The sequence below is a fragment of the Amycolatopsis roodepoortensis genome (genome assembly GCF_024628825.1).
GTDB lineage: Bacteria > Actinomycetota > Actinomycetes > Mycobacteriales > Pseudonocardiaceae > Amycolatopsis > Amycolatopsis roodepoortensis.
The window spans coordinates 4,594,756-4,618,218 of sequence record NZ_CP102415.1 but is presented as its reverse complement, the minus strand read 5'-3'; the positions used below and the strand labels follow the sequence as shown (position 1 = coordinate 4,618,218).

Annotated in this window: 25 protein-coding genes and 1 pseudogene; 16 read left to right on the top strand and 10 right to left on the bottom strand. The window is 67.6% G+C overall.

Features of this window, described 5'->3' with window-relative positions:
- Positions 1 to 49 precede the first annotated feature (49 nt).
- From NQK81_RS21830 to NQK81_RS21800, 7 genes are all read left to right on the top strand, one after another.
- Positions 50 to 1,006: a DNA cytosine methyltransferase gene (locus NQK81_RS21830; protein ID WP_257489578.1), complete on the top strand. Its 957-nt coding sequence runs from the start codon at positions 50 to 52 to the stop codon at positions 1,004 to 1,006.
- Between the two features lie 105 nt (positions 1,007 to 1,111).
- Complete coding sequence (locus NQK81_RS21825) at positions 1,112 to 1,318, top strand: hypothetical protein (RefSeq protein ID WP_257489577.1); 207 nt, start codon at positions 1,112 to 1,114, stop codon at positions 1,316 to 1,318.
- Between the two features lie 696 nt (positions 1,319 to 2,014).
- Positions 2,015 to 2,551 carry a recombinase family protein gene (locus tag NQK81_RS21820; protein WP_257489576.1) on the top strand — a complete coding sequence of 179 codons (537 nt, stop codon included), beginning with the start codon at positions 2,015 to 2,017 and terminating at the stop codon, positions 2,549 to 2,551.
- Between the two features lie 2 nt (positions 2,552 to 2,553).
- Positions 2,554 to 3,543: a hypothetical protein gene (locus NQK81_RS21815; protein ID WP_257489814.1), complete on the top strand. Its 990-nt coding sequence runs from the start codon at positions 2,554 to 2,556 to the stop codon at positions 3,541 to 3,543.
- Positions 3,544 to 3,827: 284 nt separating this feature from the next.
- The gene (locus tag NQK81_RS21810; RefSeq protein ID WP_306856062.1) at positions 3,828 to 3,989 is read left to right on the top strand and encodes a helix-turn-helix domain-containing protein; all 162 of its coding nucleotides are present in this window, start codon (positions 3,828 to 3,830) and stop codon (positions 3,987 to 3,989) included.
- A gap of 79 nt (positions 3,990 to 4,068) precedes the next feature.
- Positions 4,069 to 5,556, top strand: a complete 1,488-nt coding sequence (locus NQK81_RS21805) for a tyrosine-type recombinase/integrase (protein WP_257489575.1) — start codon at positions 4,069 to 4,071, stop codon at positions 5,554 to 5,556.
- 434 nt (positions 5,557 to 5,990) lie between these two features.
- Complete coding sequence (locus NQK81_RS21800) at positions 5,991 to 7,376, top strand: hypothetical protein (protein ID WP_257489574.1); 1,386 nt, start codon at positions 5,991 to 5,993, stop codon at positions 7,374 to 7,376.
- A 13-nt stretch (positions 7,377 to 7,389) separates the two neighbouring features.
- Here NQK81_RS21800 and NQK81_RS21795 read toward each other — a convergent pair whose 3' ends face one another.
- Positions 7,390 to 7,887 (bottom strand): hypothetical protein, encoded by a 498-nt coding sequence (locus NQK81_RS21795; RefSeq protein ID WP_257489573.1) that lies wholly within the window; start codon positions 7,885 to 7,887, stop codon positions 7,390 to 7,392.
- Positions 7,888 to 9,063: 1,176 nt separating this feature from the next.
- The gene (locus NQK81_RS21790; RefSeq protein ID WP_257489572.1) at positions 9,064 to 9,831 is read right to left on the bottom strand and encodes a DUF8832 domain-containing protein; all 768 of its coding nucleotides are present in this window, start codon (positions 9,829 to 9,831) and stop codon (positions 9,064 to 9,066) included.
- Positions 9,832 to 10,060: 229 nt separating this feature from the next.
- Between NQK81_RS21790 and NQK81_RS21785 the strand changes: the two genes are divergently transcribed.
- A complete protein-coding gene (locus tag NQK81_RS21785; RefSeq protein WP_257489571.1) occupies positions 10,061 to 11,434 on the top strand; it encodes an MFS transporter in 1,374 nt (457 codons plus the stop codon).
- A gap of 121 nt (positions 11,435 to 11,555) precedes the next feature.
- Here the strand turns inward: NQK81_RS21785 and NQK81_RS21780 are convergent, their stop codons facing one another.
- Entirely contained in the window at positions 11,556 to 11,981 is a 426-nt protein-coding gene (locus NQK81_RS21780; protein WP_257489570.1) for a MerR family transcriptional regulator, read from the bottom strand.
- Positions 11,982 to 12,009: 28 nt separating this feature from the next.
- Here NQK81_RS21780 and NQK81_RS21775 point away from each other — a divergent pair, with 28 nt between their 5' ends.
- The gene (locus NQK81_RS21775; RefSeq protein WP_257489569.1) at positions 12,010 to 12,795 is read left to right on the top strand and encodes a methyltransferase domain-containing protein; all 786 of its coding nucleotides are present in this window, start codon (positions 12,010 to 12,012) and stop codon (positions 12,793 to 12,795) included.
- 10 nt (positions 12,796 to 12,805) lie between these two features.
- Here NQK81_RS21775 and NQK81_RS21770 read toward each other — a convergent pair whose 3' ends face one another.
- Entirely contained in the window at positions 12,806 to 13,651 is an 846-nt protein-coding gene (locus tag NQK81_RS21770) for a class I SAM-dependent methyltransferase (RefSeq protein ID WP_257489568.1), read from the bottom strand.
- Positions 13,652 to 13,780: 129 nt separating this feature from the next.
- Positions 13,781 to 14,335 (bottom strand): hypothetical protein, encoded by a 555-nt coding sequence (locus NQK81_RS21765; RefSeq protein ID WP_257489567.1) that lies wholly within the window; start codon positions 14,333 to 14,335, stop codon positions 13,781 to 13,783.
- A gap of 283 nt (positions 14,336 to 14,618) precedes the next feature.
- On the opposite strand from NQK81_RS21765, the gene NQK81_RS21760 reads away from it, so the two are divergent.
- Together NQK81_RS21760 and NQK81_RS21755 are read left to right on the top strand one after the other, a co-directional pair.
- Positions 14,619 to 14,825: a heavy-metal-associated domain-containing protein gene (locus tag NQK81_RS21760; RefSeq protein ID WP_257489566.1), complete on the top strand. Its 207-nt coding sequence runs from the start codon at positions 14,619 to 14,621 to the stop codon at positions 14,823 to 14,825.
- A 5-nt stretch (positions 14,826 to 14,830) separates the two neighbouring features.
- The gene (locus NQK81_RS21755) at positions 14,831 to 15,064 is read left to right on the top strand and encodes a CDGSH iron-sulfur domain-containing protein (protein ID WP_257489565.1); all 234 of its coding nucleotides are present in this window, start codon (positions 14,831 to 14,833) and stop codon (positions 15,062 to 15,064) included.
- A 50-nt stretch (positions 15,065 to 15,114) separates the two neighbouring features.
- On the opposite strand, the gene NQK81_RS21750 is transcribed toward NQK81_RS21755, so the two are convergent.
- A complete protein-coding gene (locus NQK81_RS21750) occupies positions 15,115 to 15,396 on the bottom strand; it encodes a metal-sensitive transcriptional regulator (protein ID WP_257489564.1) in 282 nt (93 codons plus the stop codon).
- Positions 15,397 to 15,560: 164 nt separating this feature from the next.
- On the opposite strand from NQK81_RS21750, the gene NQK81_RS21745 reads away from it, so the two are divergent.
- Genes NQK81_RS21745 through NQK81_RS21730 form a run of 4 tightly spaced genes read left to right on the top strand, consistent with a single transcriptional unit; the run spans position 15,561 to position 19,376 of the window.
- Entirely contained in the window at positions 15,561 to 15,842 is a 282-nt protein-coding gene (locus NQK81_RS21745; RefSeq protein WP_016331925.1) for a metal-sensitive transcriptional regulator, read from the top strand.
- Positions 15,843 to 15,863: 21 nt separating this feature from the next.
- Positions 15,864 to 16,070 (top strand): heavy-metal-associated domain-containing protein, encoded by a 207-nt coding sequence (locus NQK81_RS21740; RefSeq protein ID WP_037346490.1) that lies wholly within the window; start codon positions 15,864 to 15,866, stop codon positions 16,068 to 16,070.
- Between the two features lie 52 nt (positions 16,071 to 16,122).
- A complete protein-coding gene (locus NQK81_RS21735; protein ID WP_257489563.1) occupies positions 16,123 to 17,094 on the top strand; it encodes a DUF8832 domain-containing protein in 972 nt (323 codons plus the stop codon).
- 26 nt (positions 17,095 to 17,120) lie between these two features.
- A complete protein-coding gene (locus NQK81_RS21730) occupies positions 17,121 to 19,376 on the top strand; it encodes a heavy metal translocating P-type ATPase (protein ID WP_257489562.1) in 2,256 nt (751 codons plus the stop codon).
- A gap of 82 nt (positions 19,377 to 19,458) precedes the next feature.
- Here NQK81_RS21730 and NQK81_RS45580 read toward each other — a convergent pair.
- The 4 genes and pseudogenes from NQK81_RS45580 to NQK81_RS21715 all read right to left on the bottom strand — a co-directional run bounded on the left by NQK81_RS45580 (position 19,459) and on the right by NQK81_RS21715 (position 21,669).
- Positions 19,459 to 19,690: pseudogene (locus tag NQK81_RS45580) on the bottom strand (four-helix bundle copper-binding protein).
- Positions 19,691 to 19,777: 87 nt separating this feature from the next.
- On the bottom strand, positions 19,778 to 20,575 hold the full coding sequence (locus NQK81_RS21725; protein WP_257489561.1) for an alpha/beta fold hydrolase: 798 nt from the start codon (positions 20,573 to 20,575) through the stop codon (positions 19,778 to 19,780).
- 10 nt (positions 20,576 to 20,585) lie between these two features.
- Complete coding sequence (locus NQK81_RS21720) at positions 20,586 to 21,122, bottom strand: DUF4396 domain-containing protein (protein WP_371878883.1); 537 nt, start codon at positions 21,120 to 21,122, stop codon at positions 20,586 to 20,588.
- Positions 21,112 to 21,669 carry a carboxymuconolactone decarboxylase family protein gene (locus NQK81_RS21715; RefSeq protein WP_257489560.1) on the bottom strand — a complete coding sequence of 186 codons (558 nt, stop codon included), beginning with the start codon at positions 21,667 to 21,669 and terminating at the stop codon, positions 21,112 to 21,114. The genes NQK81_RS21720 and NQK81_RS21715 overlap by 11 nt, the downstream gene beginning before the upstream one ends.
- Positions 21,670 to 21,969: 300 nt before the next feature.
- On the opposite strand from NQK81_RS21715, the gene NQK81_RS21710 reads away from it, so the two are divergent.
- A complete protein-coding gene (locus tag NQK81_RS21710) occupies positions 21,970 to 23,406 on the top strand; it encodes an MFS transporter (RefSeq protein ID WP_257489559.1) in 1,437 nt (478 codons plus the stop codon).
- Positions 23,407 to 23,463: the final 57 nt, after the last annotated feature.

The following is a 23,463-nucleotide window of genomic DNA, read 5'->3' as shown; positions in this document are numbered from 1 at the left end:
CCGCCGGGCAACGACTCGGACCGGCGACCCTTGGCGCGGGAGGCACAGCATGCCTGAGCGCCACACCGACACTGAGGATCCGCTGCGGTTCGTCGCGACCGAAGGCCCGGTGATCGGGTCGCTGTGCACCGGCGTGGCCGGACTCGACCTCGGCGTCGCCGCCGTGCTCGGCGGGCGCATCGCCTGGTACTCGGAGGCCGACCCGCACGCGGCCGCGATCCTCGCCGCGCGCCTGCCCGGCGTGCCGAACCTGGGCGACCTTCGCGAGGTCGACTTCACCTCCGTCGCCTCGGTCGAGGTACTCACGGCGGGCTTCCCCTGTCAGGACATTTCCGCCGCCGGTCGGCGCGCGGGCATCGAGAAAGGCGCTCGCAGTGGACTGTGGCACACCATCCTGGACGCCATTCGCGTACTACGACCCCGCCTCGTCGTCGTGGAGAACGTCGCCGCCCTCCGCTGGAAAAACGGAGGCCTCGACCGTGTACTCGCAGGGCTGGCCGAAGCGGGGTATGACGCGGTCTGGCGTTGCGTACGAGCCGCCGACATCGGCGCCGCCCACCGCCGCGAACGCGTGTTCCTGTGTGCCGTCCCCGCCCCGGGACGGGATGCGGATGATGCCGACCCCGCAAGCCCGCGACGGCGAACCCCGCGGCCCCGTCGATCCAGCACAGCGGCGCGCGGGCGGACACCAGGTCAACCTCAACGACGCGGTCGACTCGGTCGTCAAGCCGTCGCAGCTACTGCCAACCCCGACGGCGGCGGACTCGCGGTCGGCGGCGATCCAGACCGTGCGGAAACCGGGCCGCCCGATCCCGGTCGGCTGCGTGACGCTGACCGACTCGGTGCGGCTGCTGCCGACCCCGACCGCCTCGGACGCGAAGAACTGCACCCACGACACGCACGACGGCGGACCGTCGCTTCCCGACCGCGCCCGCGCCCTGAGCACCCCGACGCCACCACCGGACGGACCGTGGTGCGCCGCGGCTCACAGCGCAGGGATCGATAGCTGCCTTTCCACCGGTGCGTGGGGCCCTGCCGCCGACGCCCGACCGCGCACGGCGGTTCGTCCACCGACATCTCCGCCACTCCCATGACAAGGAGATCCAGCCTCATGGACACTCCACGACTTCTGCCAACCCCGCGCGCGACCGACGGCACCAAAGGCTGCCCGGCACAGCGCGGCTCGAAGGGCGATCTGATGCTGCCCTCGGTCGTCATCGCCGTCACCACACCCGCACCGAAGTCCCGAGCGCGGAAGGAGGTGAAGGACCGTGACGACCGCCCGTGCACCGCGCGCCCGCCGCACAGCACTCGGTGAACCCGGGCCTGTGAACTGGGGCGAGTACGCCGCTGCCGTGCACCGGTGGGAACTCATCACCGGCCGTGCAGCGCCGTACCCGACCCAGCCCGGCCGTCACGGACGTCCCGTGCTCGCGCCGCCGTTCGTCGAGTGGCTCATGGGCCTACCGCCGGGCTGGGTCACCGCCACGCACCTCGAGCTGCCCCGCACCGCGCAACTTCGCGCTCTGGGCAACGGCGTCATGCCCCAGCAGGCCGCGCGGGCACTACGCCACCTGCTGGACGACCTCACACACCTCCACCATCCGCCCTGCCACCCGCCGACCAGTCCGACGCGGGACAGGCCCTCCCGCGTGAGTCGACCGGCCCGAGCGGGCGGTGCCGTGACGCGGCCGAGGCCTGGTACCACCCAGGCCTCGGCCGCTGCACGTCCCCGCCGCAGCTGTACCCGCTCGCGTCGCTGAACCTGTGGCGCTCCGGGGCGAGGACACCGCCGAGCCCGCCCCGGAGCGCCACGCTCCACCCGCTTCCCCAACTCGACTTCCTGAAAGGGCTCTTCGCCATGCCCACACACAGCAGGACACGCCGCACCGCGACCCACCTGCGCCACTGGGTCCGTACCGCCCGCCATCGCCTCCGGCTGCGATACTGGCGGCCACTGAACCGAGCACTCGCCAGTCACACGCTTTCCGGTGTTCGGTCTGCGCAGCATCCGGTGACCCGACGGTCGGCCGAAGCGATCGCGGTTCTGATCCGCGAGGGATGGAACGTTCACCACCCGCCCTACGGCTACACCACGATGACCGTGACCGGAGCGCAAAGCCGCCGCGGAACACCTCGCACCCGCCTGACACCGGACCCTCGCCGCGCCCCGGTGGTGCAAGACGTCTTCTACTGGCGCGCGATCACCGGCCTGTCGGTCGAGCACATCACCGCGCGGCTCGACGCCGACCACGACCGCTATCCACCGCCCGGGACACACACCTCCTGGCCGCCCGCAGCGGTCGACACGATGTTGACCAACATCAAGTACACCGGCTACCAGGCCACCGGCACTCGCGACGAACACGGCGCCTTCCGCCCCGTCGAGCACTGGGTGCTCTCCGACCAGCCCGCGCACCGCGCCCTGGTCACGCCCGCGCTGTTCTGGGCCGCTCAAGATCCCGCGACCAGCGTGCGGCGCATCCCGCACCGGCTCCTCGCCCCCGTCCAAGGATTCGCCACCAGCAGTGACGGGAAGGAGGAGCGGTGAGCATGACATCGCGTCCACCGTCCGCAGCGCGTGCCGCCACCTCACGCCCACCGACACAGTTATCAGCGCGCCGCCGTCCGCCCACGACACCGGCGGCCCGCCGATCGGGCACGCCGCGCCGCGAGCGCTACCCCGGCCGACCACGCGGCCGATACCTGAGCCTCGGCGCCGGCGTGCAAAGCCTGTGCGTGTTCCTGCTCGCCTGCGACGGTGAGATCCCGCCCTTCGACGCCGCCCTCTTCGCCGACACCGGCTGGGAACCCAAACAGGTCTACGCCCAGCTCGACACCGCGCGCCGCATCGGCGCGCAGGCAGGGATTCCCGTCCTGACCATGTCGAACGGCAACATCCGCCACGACGCCCTCAAACCAGAGTCCCGGTTTGTCACCATGCCGCTGTTCGTGAAGAACCCTGACGGCACGAGGGGGATGGCCCGCCGGCAATGCACTGGCGAGTACAAGATCAAGCCGCTCAAGAAAGCCATCCGTCAGATCCTCGGCTACCCGCATCCCACGCGAGTGCCCCGTGGCGTGTTCGTCGACCAGGCCATCGGCATCTCCACCGACGAGTTTCACCGCGCCAAGGACTCCGACGTCAACTACACGCGCAACATCTTCCCGCTCCTCGACCTCGGGTTATCGCGCTCGGACTGCCTGACGCTCCTGCGCGAACGCGGCATGGGCACAGTCGTGAAAAGCTCGTGCATCGGTTGTCCCTACTCGGGAAACTCGCGGCTGCGGTTCATCCGGGACACCGATCCTCACGCGTGGGCCGACCTGGTCGAGTTCGACAAAGCGATCCGTCACGGTAGCCCGCGCGCCAACGCCAACGGCAAACCGCTGCGCGGCCAGTTCTTCATCCACCGCTCGCTCCGGCCGCTCGACCAAGTCGACCTCGAAGCCACGCGCGGCACCGCCAACGCCGAAGAAGACGACCCGGACGGCTGCAGCCCGTTCTCCTGCCGCAGCGGACCTCCCACCACCACGCCCTGAAGCCCGCGCTGCTGCTCAGATCGCCGTACCGGGACCGACAGTCCCGCTGACACCGCCTACCGGGCCGCCCCGGAACCCCAACGGCCAGAACCCGTCGCAGTGCCCAGCTACGGCCATCTACGAGAAGCGACTATCCCACCCTGCCCTCGTGCCAGGAGGCCACCGTGCACCACAAACCACAGCTCGTCATCGACGCCCACACCGAGAGCTCCGCGGTCATCGACGAGGACCGCCCTGCCTGGTCGCGCGAGCACGTCCGCGGCCTCGGTGTCACCACCACTCTCATGACCGCCGCCAGCATGCTCGGCATAGGACGAACGACGGCGTACCGCCTCGCACGGAAAGGCGACTTTCCAGTGCCTGCCATACGGGCCGGACGTAACTACCGCGTTCCCGTGGCGCGCTTGGTCGAGCTTCTCGGACTGGACGAAGAGCCTCGTAGCTAGTCCTTCCTCTCTGTCCCCATTGGAGCGTCCATAGCCGTGATCCGAACCACGCCTGCGGATTTCGGGAGGAACGAATCCGATGCAAGAATTCTCCGCCAACACTTTCAAACGCTGCACCTGCAAGCATCCCGGAACCGGGCAACAGCTCGGTGCGAAATGCCAGAAACTCAAACGCCGCAACGGGTCCTGGAGCTCCGATCACGGAACCTGGTACTTTCAGGCCGAACTTCCCCGCCGTAGCGACAGAACTCGTCGGACCCGGCGACGCGGGGGATACGCAACACAGACCGATGCACAAACCGTGCTCGACAAAATGGCCGCCCTGGTCGAGGTAGCGCAACCACACGGCGACACCGCCGTCGTCGCCATCGGTGACCTCATCGACACCTGCCTCAAGAGCGGACAACCCTTCCCCACAGCGGAAAGCATCACCCAAGAACTAGAGTCAGGTGACACGTCGAGCCGCGTACCGACCGTCGAAGAGTGGCTGCACACCTGGCTGGCCAGCCGCAAGAAGCTACGCAGAAGCACCAGGCTCTCCTACAGTCAGCACATGAGACTCTGGCTCATTCCACACCTCGGGCACTACCGCATCGACGCGCTAACCGTCGAACACGTCGCCGCGATGTTCGACGCCATGGCCGAGCGCAACGACTTCATCACCGCCGCAAAAGCCAACGACGACCCCGACATCCGCAAGAGTGTCCACGGCCTGCGGATCATCAGCGCCGCCACCATGCAGCGCTACCGCGCGACCCTGCGCGCCGCGCTCAACGCCGCCATCCGCGACCCCAAGATCCCTCTTCAGTTCAACCCAGCCTCCCACATCGAACTACCTTCCGGGCGCCGACCCAAAGCACTCCTGTGGACCCCGGAACGGGTTGAACGATGGCAACGCACAGGAGAGCGGCCATCGCGGGTGATGGTGTGGACACCCGAGCAGACCGGCACTTTCCTCGACCACGCCGAGGGTCACCCCCACTACGTACTCCTGCACCTCATCGCCTACCGAGGTCTCCGCCGTGGCGAAGCCTGCGGACTGCCCTGGTGGGACATCGACCTCGCGAACCAGAGCGCCACGATCACCTCAGCCCTCGTCCAGATCGGCTGGGAGATCGAGTTCGGCGAACCGAAGAGCGAAGCCAGCGGTCGCGTCATCGCTCTGGACAACGTCACCGTCGATGTGCTCCGCGCGCAGAAACGGCATCAGGCCGACCTGCGCGACGCGGCAGGCGGCCGCTGGGTCGAACACGGCCTGGTCTGCACGGAACTAGACGGAAGTCCCCTGCACCCGGCCAAACTCACCGACAGCTTCCAAGCGATCGCCGAGGCGGCGGGCCTGCCACCCGTACGCCTGCATGATCTCCGCCACGGAGCGGCCACCCTCATGCTCGCGGGCGGCGCCGACCTCAAAGAAGTCCAAGAACTCCTCGGGCACTCCAGCATTGCCATCACCGCCGATACTTACACCCACGTACTCCCAGAACTTGCCCGCGAATCCGCAGAGGCTGCCGCGTCTCTCGTGCCCCGTCAGACACGGCGCAAGCTTCCCCCCGCCGCCGCATAGCGGCGCCTCAGGTGCGTGACAGGTGATGTCTGGCCCTGCTTGCGACATCAAGTTTCGTGGAGCCTCAAAAATTGGGTGCTTGAAGCGAACTTGGGCCTGTCCGGGGTATCGCCCGGACAGGCCCGCGAGGTAGACAAAGTCCTCGGCTGCTAACTGTAGCCGCTCTTCTGAGCGACGTCTTACAAGGCGGCGAAGGACGTTAGCCTGAGTCTTGCTGCCATGGATCCGGACCCGTGATCACGGCTACCTGGCTGCACAACCCGCCCCCTTGGAACCAGGGGGAGGCCCGGATTCCTGCCCTCGGGTGCACCCTGAGCCCACTGCACACAGCTCCCGGACGACGAAAGAGCCTCAGCGCTAACCTTGGCGAGCTGGGCCGTAGCGTTCTGGGCTCGCCTGACGAGGTACAGCTGTGGTCGAGGGAGGTGGCGCATATGGCAGCGGATCTGGAGACACTGATCGCACAGGTGTGGAGCCCGGAGGTGCGACCACTCGCCGAGGAGGCGCTGCGTTGCTACAACGCCGGCGCGGTTCGATCGAGCATCATCGCGTCCTGGGCGGCGGTGGCTGCGGACATCATCGTGAAAGTGACACGGCTTGCTGATGAAGGCGACACACAGGTCAAGTCGTTCTGGGAAAGAATCGCGGAGGCGCAGCAGCAGGGCCTGAACCGCGCAGGTGTGCAGCTGATGCAGAGGATTGAAGCTGACCTGGTGGACAAGGCGGTGGAGTTCGAGCTGATCGACACCATCGGCCAGCGAGAGCTTGACCGGATCAGGGAAGACCGCCACCTGTGCGCGCACCCTTCCCTGCGGGCCGAGGGCGAGGTCTACATCCCACGGCCGGAGATGGCGCGCGGTCACCTCGCTGTCGCGTTGACCACGTTGCTGATTCACCCACCCACCCAAGGCCGCAAACTGGTTGAGAAATTCAAAGACCACGTATGCGACCCACTCTTCACGCCGTCTATTCCGTACTTGCAGGCCACCTTTCACGATCGCGTGCGAGAAGCGACCCGCAAAGCGATCATCACCGTCGCGGCCAAGGCCGCAATGCTGGAACTCGATCCGGGCGGTCGGATGTCCGCAGCCGCGCACGCCGACCGGATGGCTATCACGCTTCTCGCCTTCGCCGGTCGCGCCCGTCAGACTGTCAGCAATGCCGTCGTCCAAACTCGTGACCGCTTCCAGCTGGCCAGCGGTGACGTGCAACTGCGAACCCTGGTGCGGATGGCCGACCAGGACTACTTCTGGGACACGGTCGATCCAGGAATGGCCAGTAAGCTCGAAGCGATGATCAACTCTCCGATCACGGTCGGCGAGTACGAGCCGTTGCCTGCTGAGATCGCCACCAGCACTGCGCTTGTCGGTAGTAAGTACGCGCGCGATCGGATGCCAACCTTGCTGGCTCGATTCGACGGCTTGTCCATGCAGCAACGTATATCTGTCATGGAAGCCCGGCCGAGCGGCTACTTCGTTCCGACGATCACTGAACTTCTCGCCTCGATACGGGGATTCCGGTTCGCCGAGCAGATCGGTCGCCTGGCTGTGCAGCATGCCCAGTTCCTGGAGTCCGAAACGCTGCGATCAGTCCTTGCGGCCTGGTTCGACAACTACCAGTGCCGACGTGCTTCGGACATGCCGCAGCTCGCAGTTCAGCTTTTTCACGCCACAGCGCACCTCGGGCCGGCGCGAGGGAACGACTTCGTTGAGTTCCTGGCCAAATGCAAACGTGATGCGGAAACGGACAACGACCACTACTACAGCTACCCGGCCTTGGAGACCACCTTGCGGACGGCGGGCGTCATCACCTCAAGCTAGAGCCGGACCCGGCTCAGAGAGTGAACGTCTGAATCGTATACACGATCAGCAGCAGCAGAACGACGATCAAGATCGGTGCCGTAACCGCCCAGCTACCGACGTTCGACAGCGCGATGGGGACCGACACCACGACCGGGGAGCCCGCGATCAGAGCCAGCGGGAACCGAAAGTTGAGCGTCTGGAGGCCGAACCTGTAGGCGATGCGCATGTTCGAGGTGTGCCACCCGACCTGCTTGTGCCGCGGGGCGAGGAGTGGGTCGTTGAACCGCGTACGCAGGTAGTCCGAGGCCATGCCGATCTGCGAATTGGTGAACAGGATGAGGATGCCTAGCAGCAGCGACACCAGCGGTGACACCAGTAGCAGCGGTGCGCTCTTGCGGTCGATCCCGAAGCCGAGCACGGCGGAGCTGACCGTCACCGAGCACACCACCAGGGCCGTCCGATGATCCATCTTCTTCACGATCTCATCGCGTAGTGCCCTGTACGCTGCGAGAAGCAGCTCAGTGGCCAAGCCCTGGTCGTCTACACCTTCGGCGGCTCGGCACCGGTTCCGTGTGATTCGCATCGTTTCCTGTCACGTTCATCCCCGTTCCCGTTGTCGTCTGAACACGAGGAGCTCGGGTGCACCCCTGAGCGTGTTACAGCGGAGCGCTCATCCAGCCGGGCGCTGCAAGTTGGCGGAAACAGTGTCAACAGAATGGTTCCCTGCGCAGCGTCACGGGTCGCGAGCCGGCTATCACGGGCACTTGGCGGTCTCGCGTCAGCCACGCCGCTGGACGAACTCGGGTTTGGACAGCGGCGGTGTTCTCCTGCCCGGTCGCGGTGATGCCCGTCAGACTCGGCTTCTGTAGGCAGCCTGCCGATTCCTCGGGTGTGATGCTGGGGCCGCTGCGGTGAAGGGGACATCCCAAGGAGCCGCCGGTTCCGGTTGATCGAAGGCAGGTCGAGGCAGGCGCGATGTCGAACCGCGGCTGCAGCACCTTCGCGTCGGCGCGAGGACTTCGCGGACTCTCGTAGCGGTGGTTCGTCGCGAGAACGCGCCAGTGGATACCACCGGCCAGGCGTAACGGTGTGGTCTCGATGCGGGCAAGTGACAGACGGCGGCCGCCGCTTAACGAGTCGTTCGCAGGCGAGTTGCTCCCAGTTTGGTGGGTTCCCCTGTCCGGTGCGCGCCCGCGGGGCTCATTCGGTTCGTTGCGCGCGCAGAGCGTAGGGACACGAGCAGGTTTACTTGGCGGATCGCGCCGAGCGACTACGAGAGCCGCGCAGCAGACCAGACTCGCGGTCGTCCATGCCGCGTTACGTGTTGAGCAGCTCGGTACGAGCGTCGAGATCTGCAGGAAGGTCGCAGTGCTGGTCGACACGTCGAGGACGTCCTCGGCAGTGAACACCAGCTGGGTGGGGTGGCGTCAGGCGGCACCCGCCAGACGGGCGATTAACCGCGCTTTCGCGCCCGCCGACCCGTGGGCTCACCTGGCGTATCGGGCGAGTCGACAGTGACGCTGTTCTTTCCCCCGGCGCCGGACATCTGGAGCTGCTGGCCGAGGACATCCGCGACTTCTTCCTCGCCCTGCTCAAGCAGAGACGGTGCGACGAAATACCACTGACCAAACCGGCCCACGGCATCTGCGGAAACGGACCGGCGTGGGCAAGCCGGGGCGCCAGAACATGCCGGTACCCCCGCGGGCTACTCGGCGACAAGGGTGAACTGGGCGGTGCGGACCACGTCCTCGTGTTTGAAGTCCAGGAACAGCCGGTAGGTTCCCGGGCCGGGAACGTGGGCCTGGAAGGCGATCTCTGGACCCGGCTGCGTCTCGCCGTCGCCGGGGGTGCCGTCCGGGTGGACGTGGACGTATGCGAGGTCTCCCAGCCGCAGGGTGACAAGGTGCCCGTAGGCGCCGAGGTAGGGCTGCAGATCCGTGACCGGTTCACCGTCGCGGTGCACCGCGAGCACCAGCTGGTTGGTTTCCTCGGGCCGCAATTCGCCCTTGATGGCGACCTCGTAGCCGTCGATCTCGAACACGGTGGCCGGCTGGGGCACCGGGCGCGGCTCGTAGGCACCCGCCACGGCCAGGTCCGCGCCGAGCGTGAGTCCCTTTTCCGCCCCGTCCGGCCAGAAGTCCGCGAACACCCGGTACTCGCCCGCCTCCGGCAAGTGCAGCCGGACCGTCCAAACACCGTCGCCCAGCTCGGCGGGGTGCAGGTGCCAGAACCCGGTGAGGTCCCGGCGGGCGACGATCAGATGGATCTTCTTCTCGTGGGTCTCGGCGAAGGCGGTCAGCGGAGCGCCGTCCTTCCCGAGAATCCGGAACCGGTAGTCGACCTCCTCCCCGGCCGTCAGCCGCAGTGTCTCCGGAACGAGGACGTAGCCGTCCTTGGCGATCTGCAGCCCCTCCACGGCGGCACCGCCGTGGCCGTGGTGAGCGTGGTGGGCCTGGTGCGTTCCCATGTTCATCGCGATCCCCTTTTCACATACCCCTGGGGGGTGTGTTGTCCGATGCCAGAAACAGTGCCCGCAACCCGGTGGAAGTTCAACGTGTTCTAGCCCTCACTACCCCGTAGGGGTATGAGCCCCGATCGCTGTTGACACATACCCCCTTCCCGCATATAAACATCCCGGCACATATACCCCCTGGTGGTATATGGAGGAGTGCTTGGCAGTGCTTGCCCGGGAGGAGAAGGACATGGGATTGTTCGCGATTCGCGACTACCGGCGGCTGTTCAGCGCTCAGATCATCGCGTTGTTCGGTACCGGCTTGGCCACCGTCGCGCTGGGGCTGCTCGCGTACGGGCTCGCAGGTCCGCGTGCCGGCGCGGTTCTCGCCACCGCGCTGACGATCAAGATGGTCGCCTACGTCGTCGTCGCACCGCTCGCGGCCGCCTACGTCGATCGGCTGCCCAGACGCCTGTTCCTCACGATCCTCGACGCGGTGCGCGCGCTGGTGGTGATCGCGCTGCCGTTCGTCACCGAGGTGTGGCACATCTACGTCCTCATCGGGGTGCTCCAGACCGCGTCAGCGGCCTTCACCCCGACTTTTCAGGCGGTCATCCCCGACATCGTGACCAAGGAGGCCGACTACACCCGCGCCCTGTCGGCATCACAGGTGGCCTCCACCATGGAGAGCCTGTTGAGCCCCGTGCTCGCGGCTGTGGCACTGACCTTCATGTCATTCAACCTGCTGTTCCTCGGCACCTCCGTCGGGTTCGCGGTGTCCGCGCTGCTGGTCCTGTCCACGCGCATCCCCAACGCGCGCCCCAGCTCGCACACGAACGCCTGGGACCGGGCCATGGCCGGGATCCGCACGTTCGCGGCCACCCCGAGTCTGCGCGGCGTCATGGCACTGAACCTCGTGGTCGCCGCAGCCGGCTCCATCGTGGTCGTCAACACCGTGAACTACGTCCGCGACGTACTCGACGGAACCCAATCCGACGTGGCCTGGATGCTGGCCGCGTCCGGTACGGGGACGCTGCTGGTCGCCGTCGTCCTCCCGCGTGTCCTGGACCGGGTGGCGGACCGGTCCGTGATGCTGACCGGTGCCGCGGTGCTGGTGCTCGCGGCAGGCGCGGCGGTGACGATGTCCGCGGCGGGCATCGCCGCGACACTTCCGACCGGGGTGATCTGGGTGGCGATCGGCGGCGGGATGGCGCTGATCATCACGCCGACCGGCCGGGTGCTTCGCCGGACGGTCGATCCCGCCGGCATTCCCGAGGTCTTCGCCGCCCAGTTCTCGCTGTCCCACCTGGCCTGGCTGGTCACCTATCCCATCGCCGGCTGGGTCGCCACGAACGCGGGCTTCACGACCACCTGGACCGTGCTGGCGGGCCTCGCGGCGATCGGAGCGGTCACCGCACTGGCGGTCTGGCGGCGCGACGAGAAGGCCGAGGCCGGAGAGCAGACGGTAGTGGCGGTCCAGCCACACACCGGGAAGGCCGAAGCCGGAGGCCGCGCCGCGATCGCGGTCGCCTCCGGCGGGACCGAGGTCGCCACGAGGGAAGCCGCGAAGGCCGCGGAGGGCACGCTCGCGGCAGGCCAGTGCGCCTGCGTCCGCACTGTCTGAGGTCGCCGTCCGGAGATCATCGGGTCGCCCAGGGCGGCGATGGCGCCCCAGATTCCCCAGTACTCTGGCCAGTGTGGCCGAGGTGCGTGGCCGCTCCGAGCGGACGAACGACCGGAGCGCTTCAGATCAGGGCGTTCGGCGCTGATGGCGGGTTGATCCGGGCAGTCACGGCAGCCTGGAAATGCGGGCAGCTGACGATGTCTTCGTGGTCGCAGTCCAAGGCGCAGTCGATCAGCTCCAGCGACGCCTGCGCCGCGGCGATCCGCGCGGCCAGCTCGGTGCGATGTCGGCGCAGGAGCCCGGTGCGGGCGGCCGGGTCTCGTGCGTCGAACAGCTCGCGGATGTCCTCCAGACCGAACCCGGCCTCCTTCGCCCGGAGGATCACCGCGACCCGGTAGATGTCGTCGGAACCGTAGCGGCGACGGGACGCGGTGGCTCTGGCGGGGGCGAGTAGGCCCATCGACTCCCAGTGCCGCAGCACGTGAGTGGCCAGCCCGAAGCGTTGTGCGACCTCGCCGATGCTCGGATCCGTGGCGCTTGACTTCATGTCGCCATTAAGTCGCAGCATGGCGGCCATGTCCAACGACACGAGCACACAGCCTGAGACCACCCAGCCTGATGACGCGACCGAGTCCCTGATCCGGATGCTGGACGTCGTCGACAACCTGCCCGGCGCCGCCGAGTTGCGCTCCCACACCTACGACCTCCTCGCTCTGGCTCCTGGGCAGGCGGTCGTCGATGTCGGGTGCGGCGCGGGACGGGTGGTCGCCGAGCTCGGCGACCGAGGTATGCGTGCGGTCGGGATCGACCCGGATCCGCAGATGATCGCCGTCGCCCGTCGGCGCTGGTCCGAACGGGAGTTTCGCCTCGGCACCGCCGGTGAGTTGCCGCTGGACGACGGCTCGATGGCCGGATACCGGGCGGACAAGGTGTTCCACGCCGTCCCCGATCCCGCTGGCGCGATGGCCGAGGCGCGCCGTGTGCTGGCCCCGGGCGGCCGGATCGTGCTCATCGGCCAGGACTGGGACACCTTCGTCATCGACTCGGACGACACCGAGCTGACTCGAACCATCGTCCACGCCCGCGCTGGCAGCGTCCCGAGCCCGCTTGTCGCACGTCGCTACCGCAATCTCCTGCTGGACAACGGGTTCGCCGACGTCACGATCGATGTGCGGACCGTGGTCTTCACCGACGGGCTGATGCTGCCGATGCTGACCGGGTTCGCCGAGTCGGCCTGTGCTGTCGGCGCCATCGATCGCGGTCAAGCCGACACCTGGATCGCTGACCAAACTCGCAGGGCCGAGGTCGGACGCTTGTTCGTGGCTATTCCGCTGTTCCTTGCCGCGGCCACGCGTCCTTGACGACCTGGGTTCACCTGTTGGACAGGAAGAAATACGCGTAACGCTCGTCGAGTTCATTTCGTGGGACGAGGTGAACCGCTTCCGGAGTAAAACCGCAGCGGGCCGCGATCTGCCAGAACTCCTCGATCCGGTAGGTCGTCATGTCCGCCAGGCCTCTCGCGTAGGACCGCCGTCGAGGTCTGGTACGCCAGGTGCCGGCGTCGTACTTGATCTGAATCAGGGCCAGCCCGCCGGGTGCGAGGAGTTCGTGAGCGATGCGTAGCAGTCGCTCACCGTATTCCGGGGTCGGTACCAGTTCGAAGACGTAGAAGGACAGGAACACGTCGCACTCGCCGTCGATCTTGTCGAGCGCGGCCTCTGGCTCCGCCACCTCGATGGTGACCGGCAGGAACGGGGTGTCGCAGGCGTTCGCGACCTGCTTGCCGCATTCGGCGAGCGTCTCTGCGGAGATGTCGACGCCGATGAACTCGCCGGCACGGGGAGCGAAGCGCACGGCATTGGCGCCGCCGCCACATCCCCATTCGACGACTCGCTTCCAGGAACGGGTGAACTCTGCCAGGCGAGCACCTGCCTCGAACAGGGCGAGGTGTTCCTGGCCGATCTTCTGCCACAGGCCGTTGCCACGAAACGCCGATGAGTCCTGCCAATGCGAGTCGGCCGACCAACGGGGGCCGGAGGGCCGGTCCCAATAGTTCTGGGCGTCCGCTGAGATTCTCGATTCGGGCTGGCGGAGCCCAGCTGTCACCAATGCGCGCTGGAGGATGTCCTCCGCGGTGACAGCGAACCGCTTGCCTCGGGTGGTGAAGGTGGAGAAGTGTCTTCGGATCATGTCGGCAGGTGCTGGTTTGCCTGGCATGGAGAAACCTTTCGCTGAGTCGTTTCGTGGGTGCTGTCCGATGCGGGGCGTGGAGCGGAGGCTCGACACTGCAATCCGGATCGGCATAAGTGCCGTCGCACTAGTGGCAGCGACGGTCAAGAGAGCGCTTCAGCGTGTGGCAGGTGGCCCGCGACGTGGCCGTGAGCGACGGAGAAGGACTTCTGTCGCAGTACTTGGCGCGACCGCACGCGTGACCGGCGTCCAAGGCAAGGCACGTGGCGGAGTGGGCGCTGCCGTCACCCAGTGCAGCGTTCGCCATACGAGTCCGCACAGCGCCCGCACGGCCGTATCGGCCTGGGTGAGCAGGACCCCGAGCAACACGATCGCCAGTACTTGCGAGCTGAACTCGGCGACCGGGTCCAGACCGGTGAGAACGGGCGTGACATGCGAATGAGTCACGCGGGAGGGCGCCAGGAGAACGGCGTGCAGGATGAGCTGCGCCGCCGTCAGCGCGCCGACCGCCGCGACAACGCTTCGGCAGCGATCGGCGACGGCGAGACCGACCGAACCGGCCAAGCCGCCGATGATAAGGGTCATCCCGGCATTCGGAACCGTGCCGTCGCCGAGAACCTGAGCCGCCATGCCAAGGGTCGCGGCTGCGACGGCCAGTACGACACCTCGGGCGGCATACACCGCCGAGGAAAGTTCAGTCGCCGCGGTCACCAGCGCAGTTTAGAGGCTTGGCCGAGGTCGTGGTTCCGCCGTGCGCATCAGATTTCTTCGTCGAACACGGTCCGGCATGCGTCCCTGTTCGTGGGAAATGACCTGAGAACTTGTGTGGTCGAGACGTTGATCGTCGTCGGCGCCCAGCTTGGGAGTTCGATCCTTGTTGTGGGACAAGGGCAACAGCTTCTTTGCATACCCTACGGGGGTAATGTTAGTGTGGCGGCCGGACGGCGAAGGGATCGCCGCGGAACAAAGTTGTCGAATCGAAGGGTGAGAGCTGATGGACACCACCGTGTACGCGGTCAAGGGCATGACCTGCTCGGGTTGCATGAACAAGGTGACGACGGCGGTGAACGGTGTCGCTGGGGTCAGTGAAGTGGACGCGGACATCGCGACCGGTGAGGTCACCGTCGTGAGCGAGGGGCCGGTCGACGCGGAGCTGGTGCGAGCCGCGGTCAAGGAAGCGGGCTACGAGGTGGTCGGCTGACGTCGATGACCGAGGAGACCGGAGCTGAACCGGCTGTCGTCATCAAGGTCGTGAACAACGGGCCGTATCAGGTGAAAGGGCCCGTTCGCCTGGTCGACCATGACGGTGAGGAATACGAACTGACCGGCCGCACGCAGTTGCTGTGCCGGTGCGGGCATTCGGCGAAAAAGCCGTTCTGCGACGGAGCCCATGTCCGGACCGGGTTCTCGGCGACCAGGGCAGTCGTTGAGGCGGAATAGAAGCGGGCGGGTGACGTGAGGTCACCCGCCCGCTCTTCGTGTTACAGGCGTCAGGAGCGCACCAGGCGTGCGATCGCTTCGGAGGCTTCCCGGATCTTCCTGTCGGCCTCGGGGCCGCCTTTCGCGGCGGCTTCGACGACGCAGCCGGCCATGTGCCGCTCGAGGAGTTCGAGCGAGAACGATTGCAAGGCGCGGGTGGCCGCGGAGACCTGGGTGAGGACGTCGATGCAGTACTTGTCCTCTTCGATCATCTTCTGCAGCCCCCGGATCTGCCCCTCGACGCGTCGCAGGCGTTTGAGCTGGCGCTCCTTGTCGTCGCCGTGATCGGCCACGCTCACTCCTCGAGTCGGGATTCGCGGACGTCCCAATCATGCCCGCCCGGGGGCGGTGCGTCGAAGGCGGCTGCCGTGCGAGCGGGTGGTGACATACGCCACCGGGGTATGCGTATTGCCCTACCCCCCTAGGGTATGTAGAGTCCTCCTCAGGAGGACGAGAGATGCACGGATACACGCAAGGCAAGGACGAATACCTGACCCGGCTGCGGCGGATCGAGGGTCAGATCCGGGGTCTGCAGCGGATGGTCGAAGAGGACAAGTACTGCATCGACATCCTCACGCAGGTGTCCGCGGCCACGAAGGCGTTGCAGTCGGTGTCGCTGGGGTTGATGGACGAGCACCTCAGGCACTGCGTGTCCGACGCCATCGCCAAGGGCGGCGACGAGGCCGACGAGAAGATCAAAGAGGCGAGCGACGTCATCGCCCGCCTCGTCCGTTCCTGATATCCCGCAAGGAGAAGAACGATGAGCGAGACCACCTACACCGTCACCGGCATGACCTGCGACCACTGCGTCCGTTCCGTCACCGAAGAGGTCGGCAAGATCGACGGCGTCACCGGCGTCCGGGTGGATCTGCCCACCGGCGCGGTGACCGTGACCGGCTCCCGGGAGCCCGCGGTCGCGGATGTGCGCGCGGCCGTCGAAGAAGCCGGATACGAGCTGACCGCCTGATTCGCGGTCCGGCTCCCGATGGCGGGGATCATCCCGCACTAAGGACTTCACGATGAACACAGTTGCGAAGCTCTCCGCCTACGGTGTGGCGCTTGCCCTGGTCGCCGGTGGCGCCTGGGTCGCAGGCACCGCTGTCGGTCCTTTCGCCGGCGCTGCCGGCCTTCCCGGTGGCGAGGACGCCGGGCATGGGGACGCTCACAGCGGCACCGTCGCGGAGGCGGCGCGGACCGACGAGCCCGGCGGGCTCGCGTCGTCCAGGGGCGGCTACACCCTCACGCCCACCACCACGACGCTCACCGCGGGCACGACCCGACCCTTCTCCTTCAAGATTCTCGGCCCGGACGGCAAACCGGTCACCGCTTACGACGTCGAACACGAAAAGCGGATGCACCTCATCGTGGTCCGTCGCGACACCGCCGGTTTCCAGCACATCCACCCCGAACTCGACCCCGACGGCGTGTGGAGTGTCCCGCTGGCCCTTCCCCAGGCCGGCAGCTACCGCGTCTTCGCCGATTTCAAGCCGACGGGCGGCTCCGCCTCGACACTCGGCGTCGACATCGCCACCGCCGGAGATTTCAAACCCGCCGAGTACCAGCCGTCACGCGTCGCGGACGTCGACGGCTACCAGGTCCGCCTGGACGGCGACCTGACGCCGGGCAAATCGTCGAAGGTGACCTTGACGGTGACCAAGGACGGCCGCGAGGTGACCGACCTGCAGCCGTACCTCGGCGCTTACGGGCACCTGGTGGCGTTGCGCGGCGGCGACCTCGCGTACCTGCACGTCCACCCGGACGGCGAGCCCGGTGACGGCCGCACGAAACCCGGCCCCACGGTGACCTTCTTCGCCGAAGTCCCGTCGAACGGCACTTACCGCCTGTTCCTGGACTTCCAGCACCAGGGCAAGGTCCGCACCGCGGAATTCACCGTCGCCACCACGGGCACACCCGCCCCGGCCCCGGCTCCCTCGGCTACCCAGAACCCCACCCCATCCCCGGCCGATGACGGACACGGCGGACACGGCTGACGCGAGCGTCGAAAGGAGTGAGCACGATGACATCCGACGTGGACCAGACGCGGACGACCGAAGTCGAACTCGCGATCAGCGGGATGACCTGCGCGTCGTGCGCGATGCGTATCGAGAAGAAGCTGAACAAGCTCGACGGCGTCACCGCGACCGTCAATTACGCCACGGAGAAGGCGAAGGTCACCTACAGCGGGGACGTCGAGCCCCAGCGGCTGATCGAGCAGGTGGAGGCGGCCGGTTACGCGGCCGCCCTGCCCGCTTCGCCGAAGCAGGAGCAGCCGGACGGGCCCGTCGAGGAGGCTGATCCGATCGCGCCGTTGCGGCAGCGGTTGATCGGTTCCGCGGTGCTGTCGGTGCCGGTGATCCTGCTGGCGATGGTTCCGGCGCTGCAGTTCACCTACTGGCAGTGGATTTCGCTGACGCTGGCGGCGCCGGTGCTGGTGTGGGCGGCGTGGCCGTTCCACAAGGCGGCGTGGGCGAACCTGCGCCACGGCGCGGCGACCATGGACACGCTGATCTCGATGGGCACGCTGGCGGCGTTCCTGTGGTCGTTGTACGCGTTGCTGTTCGGCAGTGCGGGAACGCCGGGGATGACGCACGCTTTCGAGCTGACCGTGGAGCGGATGGCGGGCGACGGCAACATCTATCTCGAGGTCGCTGCCGGGGTGACGACGTTCATCCTCGCCGGGCGGTACTTCGAGGCGCGTTCCAAGCGCCGGGCCGGTGCCGCGCTGCGGGCGTTGCTGGAACTGGGTGCGAAGGACGTCGCCGTTCTCCGCGACGGCAAGGAAGAGCGAATCCCGGTCGACCGGCTGGCCGTGGGCGATCTGTTCGTCGTGCGGCCGGGGGAGAAGATCGCCACCGACGGCGTGATCACCGAAGGCAGCTCCGCGGTGGACGCGAGCATGCTGACCGGGGAAAGCGTGCCGGTGGAAGTCGCGCCGGGTGACGCGGTGGTCGGTGCGACGGTCAACGCGGGCGGGCGGCTCGTCGTCCGTGCGACGCGGGTCGGCTCGGACACGCAGCTGGCCCAGATGGCGAAGCTGGTGGAGGACGCGCAGACCGGCAAGGCGCAGGTCCAGCGGCTGGCCGACCGGGTTTCGGGTGTGTTCGTGCCGATCGTGATCGCGCTCGCCGTCGGCACGCTGATGTTCTGGCTCGGGGCCGGTGGTTCGGTCGCGGCGGCGTTCACCGCGGCGGTGGCCGTGCTGATCATCGCCTGCCCGTGCGCACTCGGTCTGGCGACGCCCACCGCGCTGCTGGTCGGCACCGGACGGGGCGCGCAGCTCGGAATCCTGATCAAGGGCCCGGAAGTGCTGGAGTCCACCCGCGCGGTCGACACGGTCGTGCTGGACAAGACCGGCACGGTCACCACCGGACGGATGGCGCTGGTCGAGGTCCACGTCGCCGACGGTGTCGACGCCGACGAGGCGTTGAGGCTCGCAGGTGCGCTGGAGAACGCTTCCGAACACCCGATCGCCCAAGCCATCGTGGCCGGCGCTCGGGACCGGGTCGGCGAACTCCCGGCCGTCGAGGACTTCACGAACGTCGAAGGCCTTGGTGTGCAAGGGATCGTCGGCGGCAAGGCGGTGCTGGCCGGACGCAGCTCGTTGCTGGAGGACTGGGCGCATCACCTGCCGGAGGCTCTCGCCGAGGCGAAGGCCGCTGAGGAGAAGGCGGGCCGGACCGCGATCGTGGTCGGCTGGGACGGCGCGGCCCGCGCGGTCCTGGTGGTGGCGGACACGGCGAAGCCGACCTCTGCCGAGGCCATCACGCAGTTGCGGGCGCTCGGGCTGACGCCGGTCCTGCTGACCGGGGATAACGAGGCCGTTGCTCGCGCGGTGGCGGCGGAGGTGGGGATCACCGAGGTGATCGCGGAGGTCCTGCCCAAGGACAAGGTCGACGTGGTCAAGCGGCTGCAGGGCGAGGGCAAGGTGGTCGCGATGGTGGGCGACGGCGTCAACGACGCGGCCGCGCTGGCACAGGCCGACCTCGGGCTGGCCATGGGCACCGGGACGGACGTCGCCATCGAGGCGTCGGATATCACCCTCGTCCGCGGTGATCTGCGGGCGGCGGTGGACGCGATCCGGCTCTCGCGGCGGACGTTGCGCACCATCAAGGGCAACCTGTTCTGGGCCTTCGCCTACAACGTCGCGGCGCTGCCACTGGCCGCGGCCGGGCTGCTCAACCCGATGATCGCCGGCGCCGCGATGGCGTTCAGCTCGGTCTTCGTGGTCACGAACAGCCTGCGACTCAAAGGATTCCGCAGCACAGCGAGCTGACACTCGCTCGACACGAGGCGCTCGTGCGGCACTTTCAGTGCCGCACGAGCGCCTCTTTGTCGGCCCTGGGCCGTGAGCGTGATCAGCTCAGGGTGCTGATCACGCTCACGGCCCAGGGCTGTTCGCAGCGACGGCACGCTTCGGCGCATACGCGGCAGTGTTCGTGCATGCTCGCGTGTCCCTGGCACTCGTCACCGCACGTTTTGCATGCGGCGGCACATCCCTCGAGGATGGCCCGTGTGCCGGGATAAGACCCGTCCTGTGGTCGCGCAGATGCCCGCGCAATCGAGATTCGTGCGCACGCGCTTGACCAGCTCGGCGACGCTCTCTTCGCTGAGGCATGCGGCCGCGCACGCCGTACAGGTTTGGAGTGGATATAAACCCGTGCACCACTATGTCGCCTAGTAGGCGTGGTGCTCGGCCAGGAACCGGAGGATGGCGGGCGCGAAGGTCTCGGCGAGGTCTTCGGCGGTGCGCAGAGTGCTCGACAGGGAAACGGGCGCGAGATGGCCGTTGGGTAGGACACGGGCGGCGTTCTCCGCCAGCGCGGCCGGATGCCGTTCGTCCATGCCGGGGAAGACCAAGGTGGGGGCCGTGATCGCGGCGAGTTCGTCGACGGACCGGAACGGGCGGTCGTGGCCGATGGTGGCCGCGGCGGCGATGCTCGCGGGGTCGGAGCGCGGGATGGCGTCACGCACGAGCGCGCCGATGACCGGTGCGAGGTCGGGCAGGATCGGCGCCCAGGCCGCTTCGATACCGTCGGTCCGGACACGGTCGGCGAACGCGTCCATGAACGCGATCTCGGCTTGCTTCGCTTCGTCGTCTTCGATGTCTTCGACGCTGATCAGGATGGCGGCGCGAATCCTGCCGGGATGTTCGAGGCAGGTGCGCTGGGTGATCGTGGCGCCGAGCCCGGTTCCGCCGACGGCGGCGCGCTGGAAACCGAGATGGTCGAGTAGCGCCGCGACGTCGTCGGAGTACTGGGTCCAGGTGTGCCGGACGGGGTCGGTGCAGATCGATCGGCCGTAGCCGCGCACGTCCGGGAGAATGACCGTGTGCCGGTCCGCCAGCCGCTCGGCCAGCGGGATGAGGCTGTGATGATCAGGGCCACCCCCGTGCAGAAGCACAAGGGGTGGCCCGGAACCGAGGGAGACCGCGTAGAGCGGACAGTCGTCGCCGCCGTGATACGTGATCTCCATTGTGGACACCTTAGTGGTGGTAGGCGTGCACCACCGCGTGTCCGGAGCCGCGGCCGATGAGCCACTTGTTGACCGGCGTGGTGAGCAGGAAGGCGACGAAGAGCGCGAACGCGAGCGCGCCCCAGAACAGCCAGCTCGCGAGGCCGGCTTCCATCGCGCCGGGGACGACGACCATCACCGCGTTGTCGATGATCTCCATGACGAGGATCGACACGGTGTCCGCCGCGAGGGCGACCTTGAGGGCCTGCTTGAAGCCGACGCCCGCGCGGAGCACGCCGCGCATGGTCAGGGCGTAGCCGAAGACGAACGCCAGCGCGACGGCGAGCACGATGGTCGCGACGTTGCCCCAGCCCAGTGCGGTGCCGATCACCATGCCGAGCACTTCGCCGATGGCGCAGCCGGTGAGGCAGTGCAGGGTGGCCGACGCCGCCATACCCCAGGAGACCTTGCCCGGCCGGTGGTGCTCGTGGCCCCCACTACCCGCATGGCCCCCGTGGTCACCGTGGTGCTGGTGTTCGTGGTGCGAGTGGTCGTGCTCAACCGACATGGTCGTGTTTCTCCTTTGTGGACTGCTCGGCAGGCGCGGGTTCGAGTCCTGCGACGAGATTGAACGAACCGGTCAGCAGGTTGAGCGACACCAGTCCCACCGTGTCGGCGATGATCTGATCGCTCCAGCCGTGCTTTCGCAACTCGGCGACGTCCTCGTCGCCGATCGACGCCGGTTCGGCGAGGACCCGCACGGCATACGCGATCAGCGCGGCCTCCCGTCGATCTGTGGAGGTGCCCTGCTGGGCCAGCGCGACGTCGGCCTCGGTGAGCCCGGCCTTCAGCGCGGCGCGGGTGTGAGCGTCCAGGCACAGCGCGCAGCCGATCCACTCCTGCAGCGCGAGCGAGATCTTTTCGCTCAGCGGCCGCGGGATCTTGACCCGCTTCATGGCCCGCGAGAAGTCGAGGTACCCCTGAAGGAGCGCGGGGGAGTTGGCCATCGCGGCCACCATCGGGCCTACCGAGCCGCGCCGTTCGACGATGTCGCCGAGTAGCTCGGCGGACTTCGCCGACGCGTTGGCCGGATCAAGCGACTGAAGACGCTGCACGGCTCCTCCTTGTACTGATGGTCGGTCACAGGAACTTTATACCCGTAGGGGGTATCCGTCCAGCGTCGATGGTTCGACGTTGACCAAGAGCGCGGCTCGCCCTGGCGATCTTCTGGTGAAGTCTTCGATGTTCTACGTGACGACTCTTTGTCGCGCAACGGGTTTTGCCATGAAAACGACACCTGTGACGATCGCGACACCGATACCCCCTAAGGGTACTTGCGCACCGTCGTGAACCGGTCTACGTTCATGTCCTCAATACCCCCTAGGGGTAATATGATCCCCGAAAGGACGGTCGTCATGGCGGAGACAACCCCGGACCCACGACGGTGGTGGGCGCTGGGACTCATCGCGTTGGCCCAGTTCATGGTCATCATGGACACCTCGATCATCGGCGTCGCACTCCCCGCGATGCAGCAGGACCTCGGGTTCTCCCCGGGGGATCTGTCGTGGGTGTTCAACGCCTATGTCATCGCGCTCGCCGGGCTGCTGCTGCTCGGCGGACGCCTGTCGGACCTGTTCGGCGCGCGGAAGATGTTCACCGCGGGCTGGGTGGTCACCCTCGGCGGCTCGGTGGTCGCCGCGGTCGCGGGTACCGCGTGGGTCGAACTGCTCGGCCGGGTACTCCAGGGTGCCGGTGCCGCACTGATCGCGCCGTCCGCGCTGACCCTGTTGATGATGCTGTTCGGCGCGCGTCCCCGTGAGCTGACCAAGGCGCTCGCGCTCTACGGCGCGGCCGCGCCCGCCGGTGGTACCGCGGGCGTGTTCCTCGGTGGTGTGATCACCGAATGGCTGTCGTGGCCCTGGATTTTCTGGCTCTACGTCCCGATTTCGCTGCTCGCGATCCTGGCAACCGGCAAGTTGATGCCGTCCGCGCCCGCCCGGCGTGGTTCGGTCGACGTCGCCGGCGCGATCGCGGCGACCGCGGGTCTCGGGCTGACCGTGTTCGGTGTCGTCCGGGCGCCGGAGGCGGGCTGGGACTCGGTGGGCACGTGGGGTGCGCTCGTGGGTGGCGTCGCGCTGCTGGCGGTGTTCGTGCTGATCCAGCGGAAGCGTGAGGTGCCCCTGGTACGGCTGGGGATCTTCCGGACGCCGAACCTCGGCGGCGCGAACCTCGCGCAGTTCCTGCTCGGTGCGGCGTGGATCCCGATGTGGTACTTCCTGAACCTGTACCTGCAGCAGGTCCTGGGGTACGGGGCCTTCGCCAGCGGTGCCGCGTTGCTGCCGATGACGGTGCTGATCGTCGTGCTGATGGTCGCGGTCGCGCCGAAGCTGATCGGCCGGTTCGGGCCGAAGAAGATGATCATCGGTGGTCTGTGGGCGCTCGCCGCGGGGCTGGTGTGGCTGTCGTTCGTCAGCCCGACCGGCAACTTCGTGGTCGACGTCCTGCCCGCGTCACTGGTCGCGGCGCTCGGTCAGGCGCTGGCGTTCATCCCGTCGCTGGGCACCGCGATCTCCAGCGCGAAACCGGAGGAAGGCGGACTGGCGTCCGGCATCGTGAACACCTCGTACCAGATCGGCTCGGCACTCGGTCTCGCCGCGATGACCGCGGTCGGCGTGTCCTTCGGCGCGGGACGGATCGGGGATCCGGTCGCGCTGACCGGCGGCTACTCGGCCGCGTTCCTCGGCGCCGCGGGCGTCGCGATCGCGGGTGGCTTCCTGGCCATGGCCACCCTGCGCTTCCCCCGGAGCGCACCGAGCGAAGTCACCGGAGGTGACCCGGCGGTCGTGCGATGACCGGCTGTACCACCGCGTGGAGGGCGAGACCGGTTCGAGGTCTGCCCTCCACGCGGC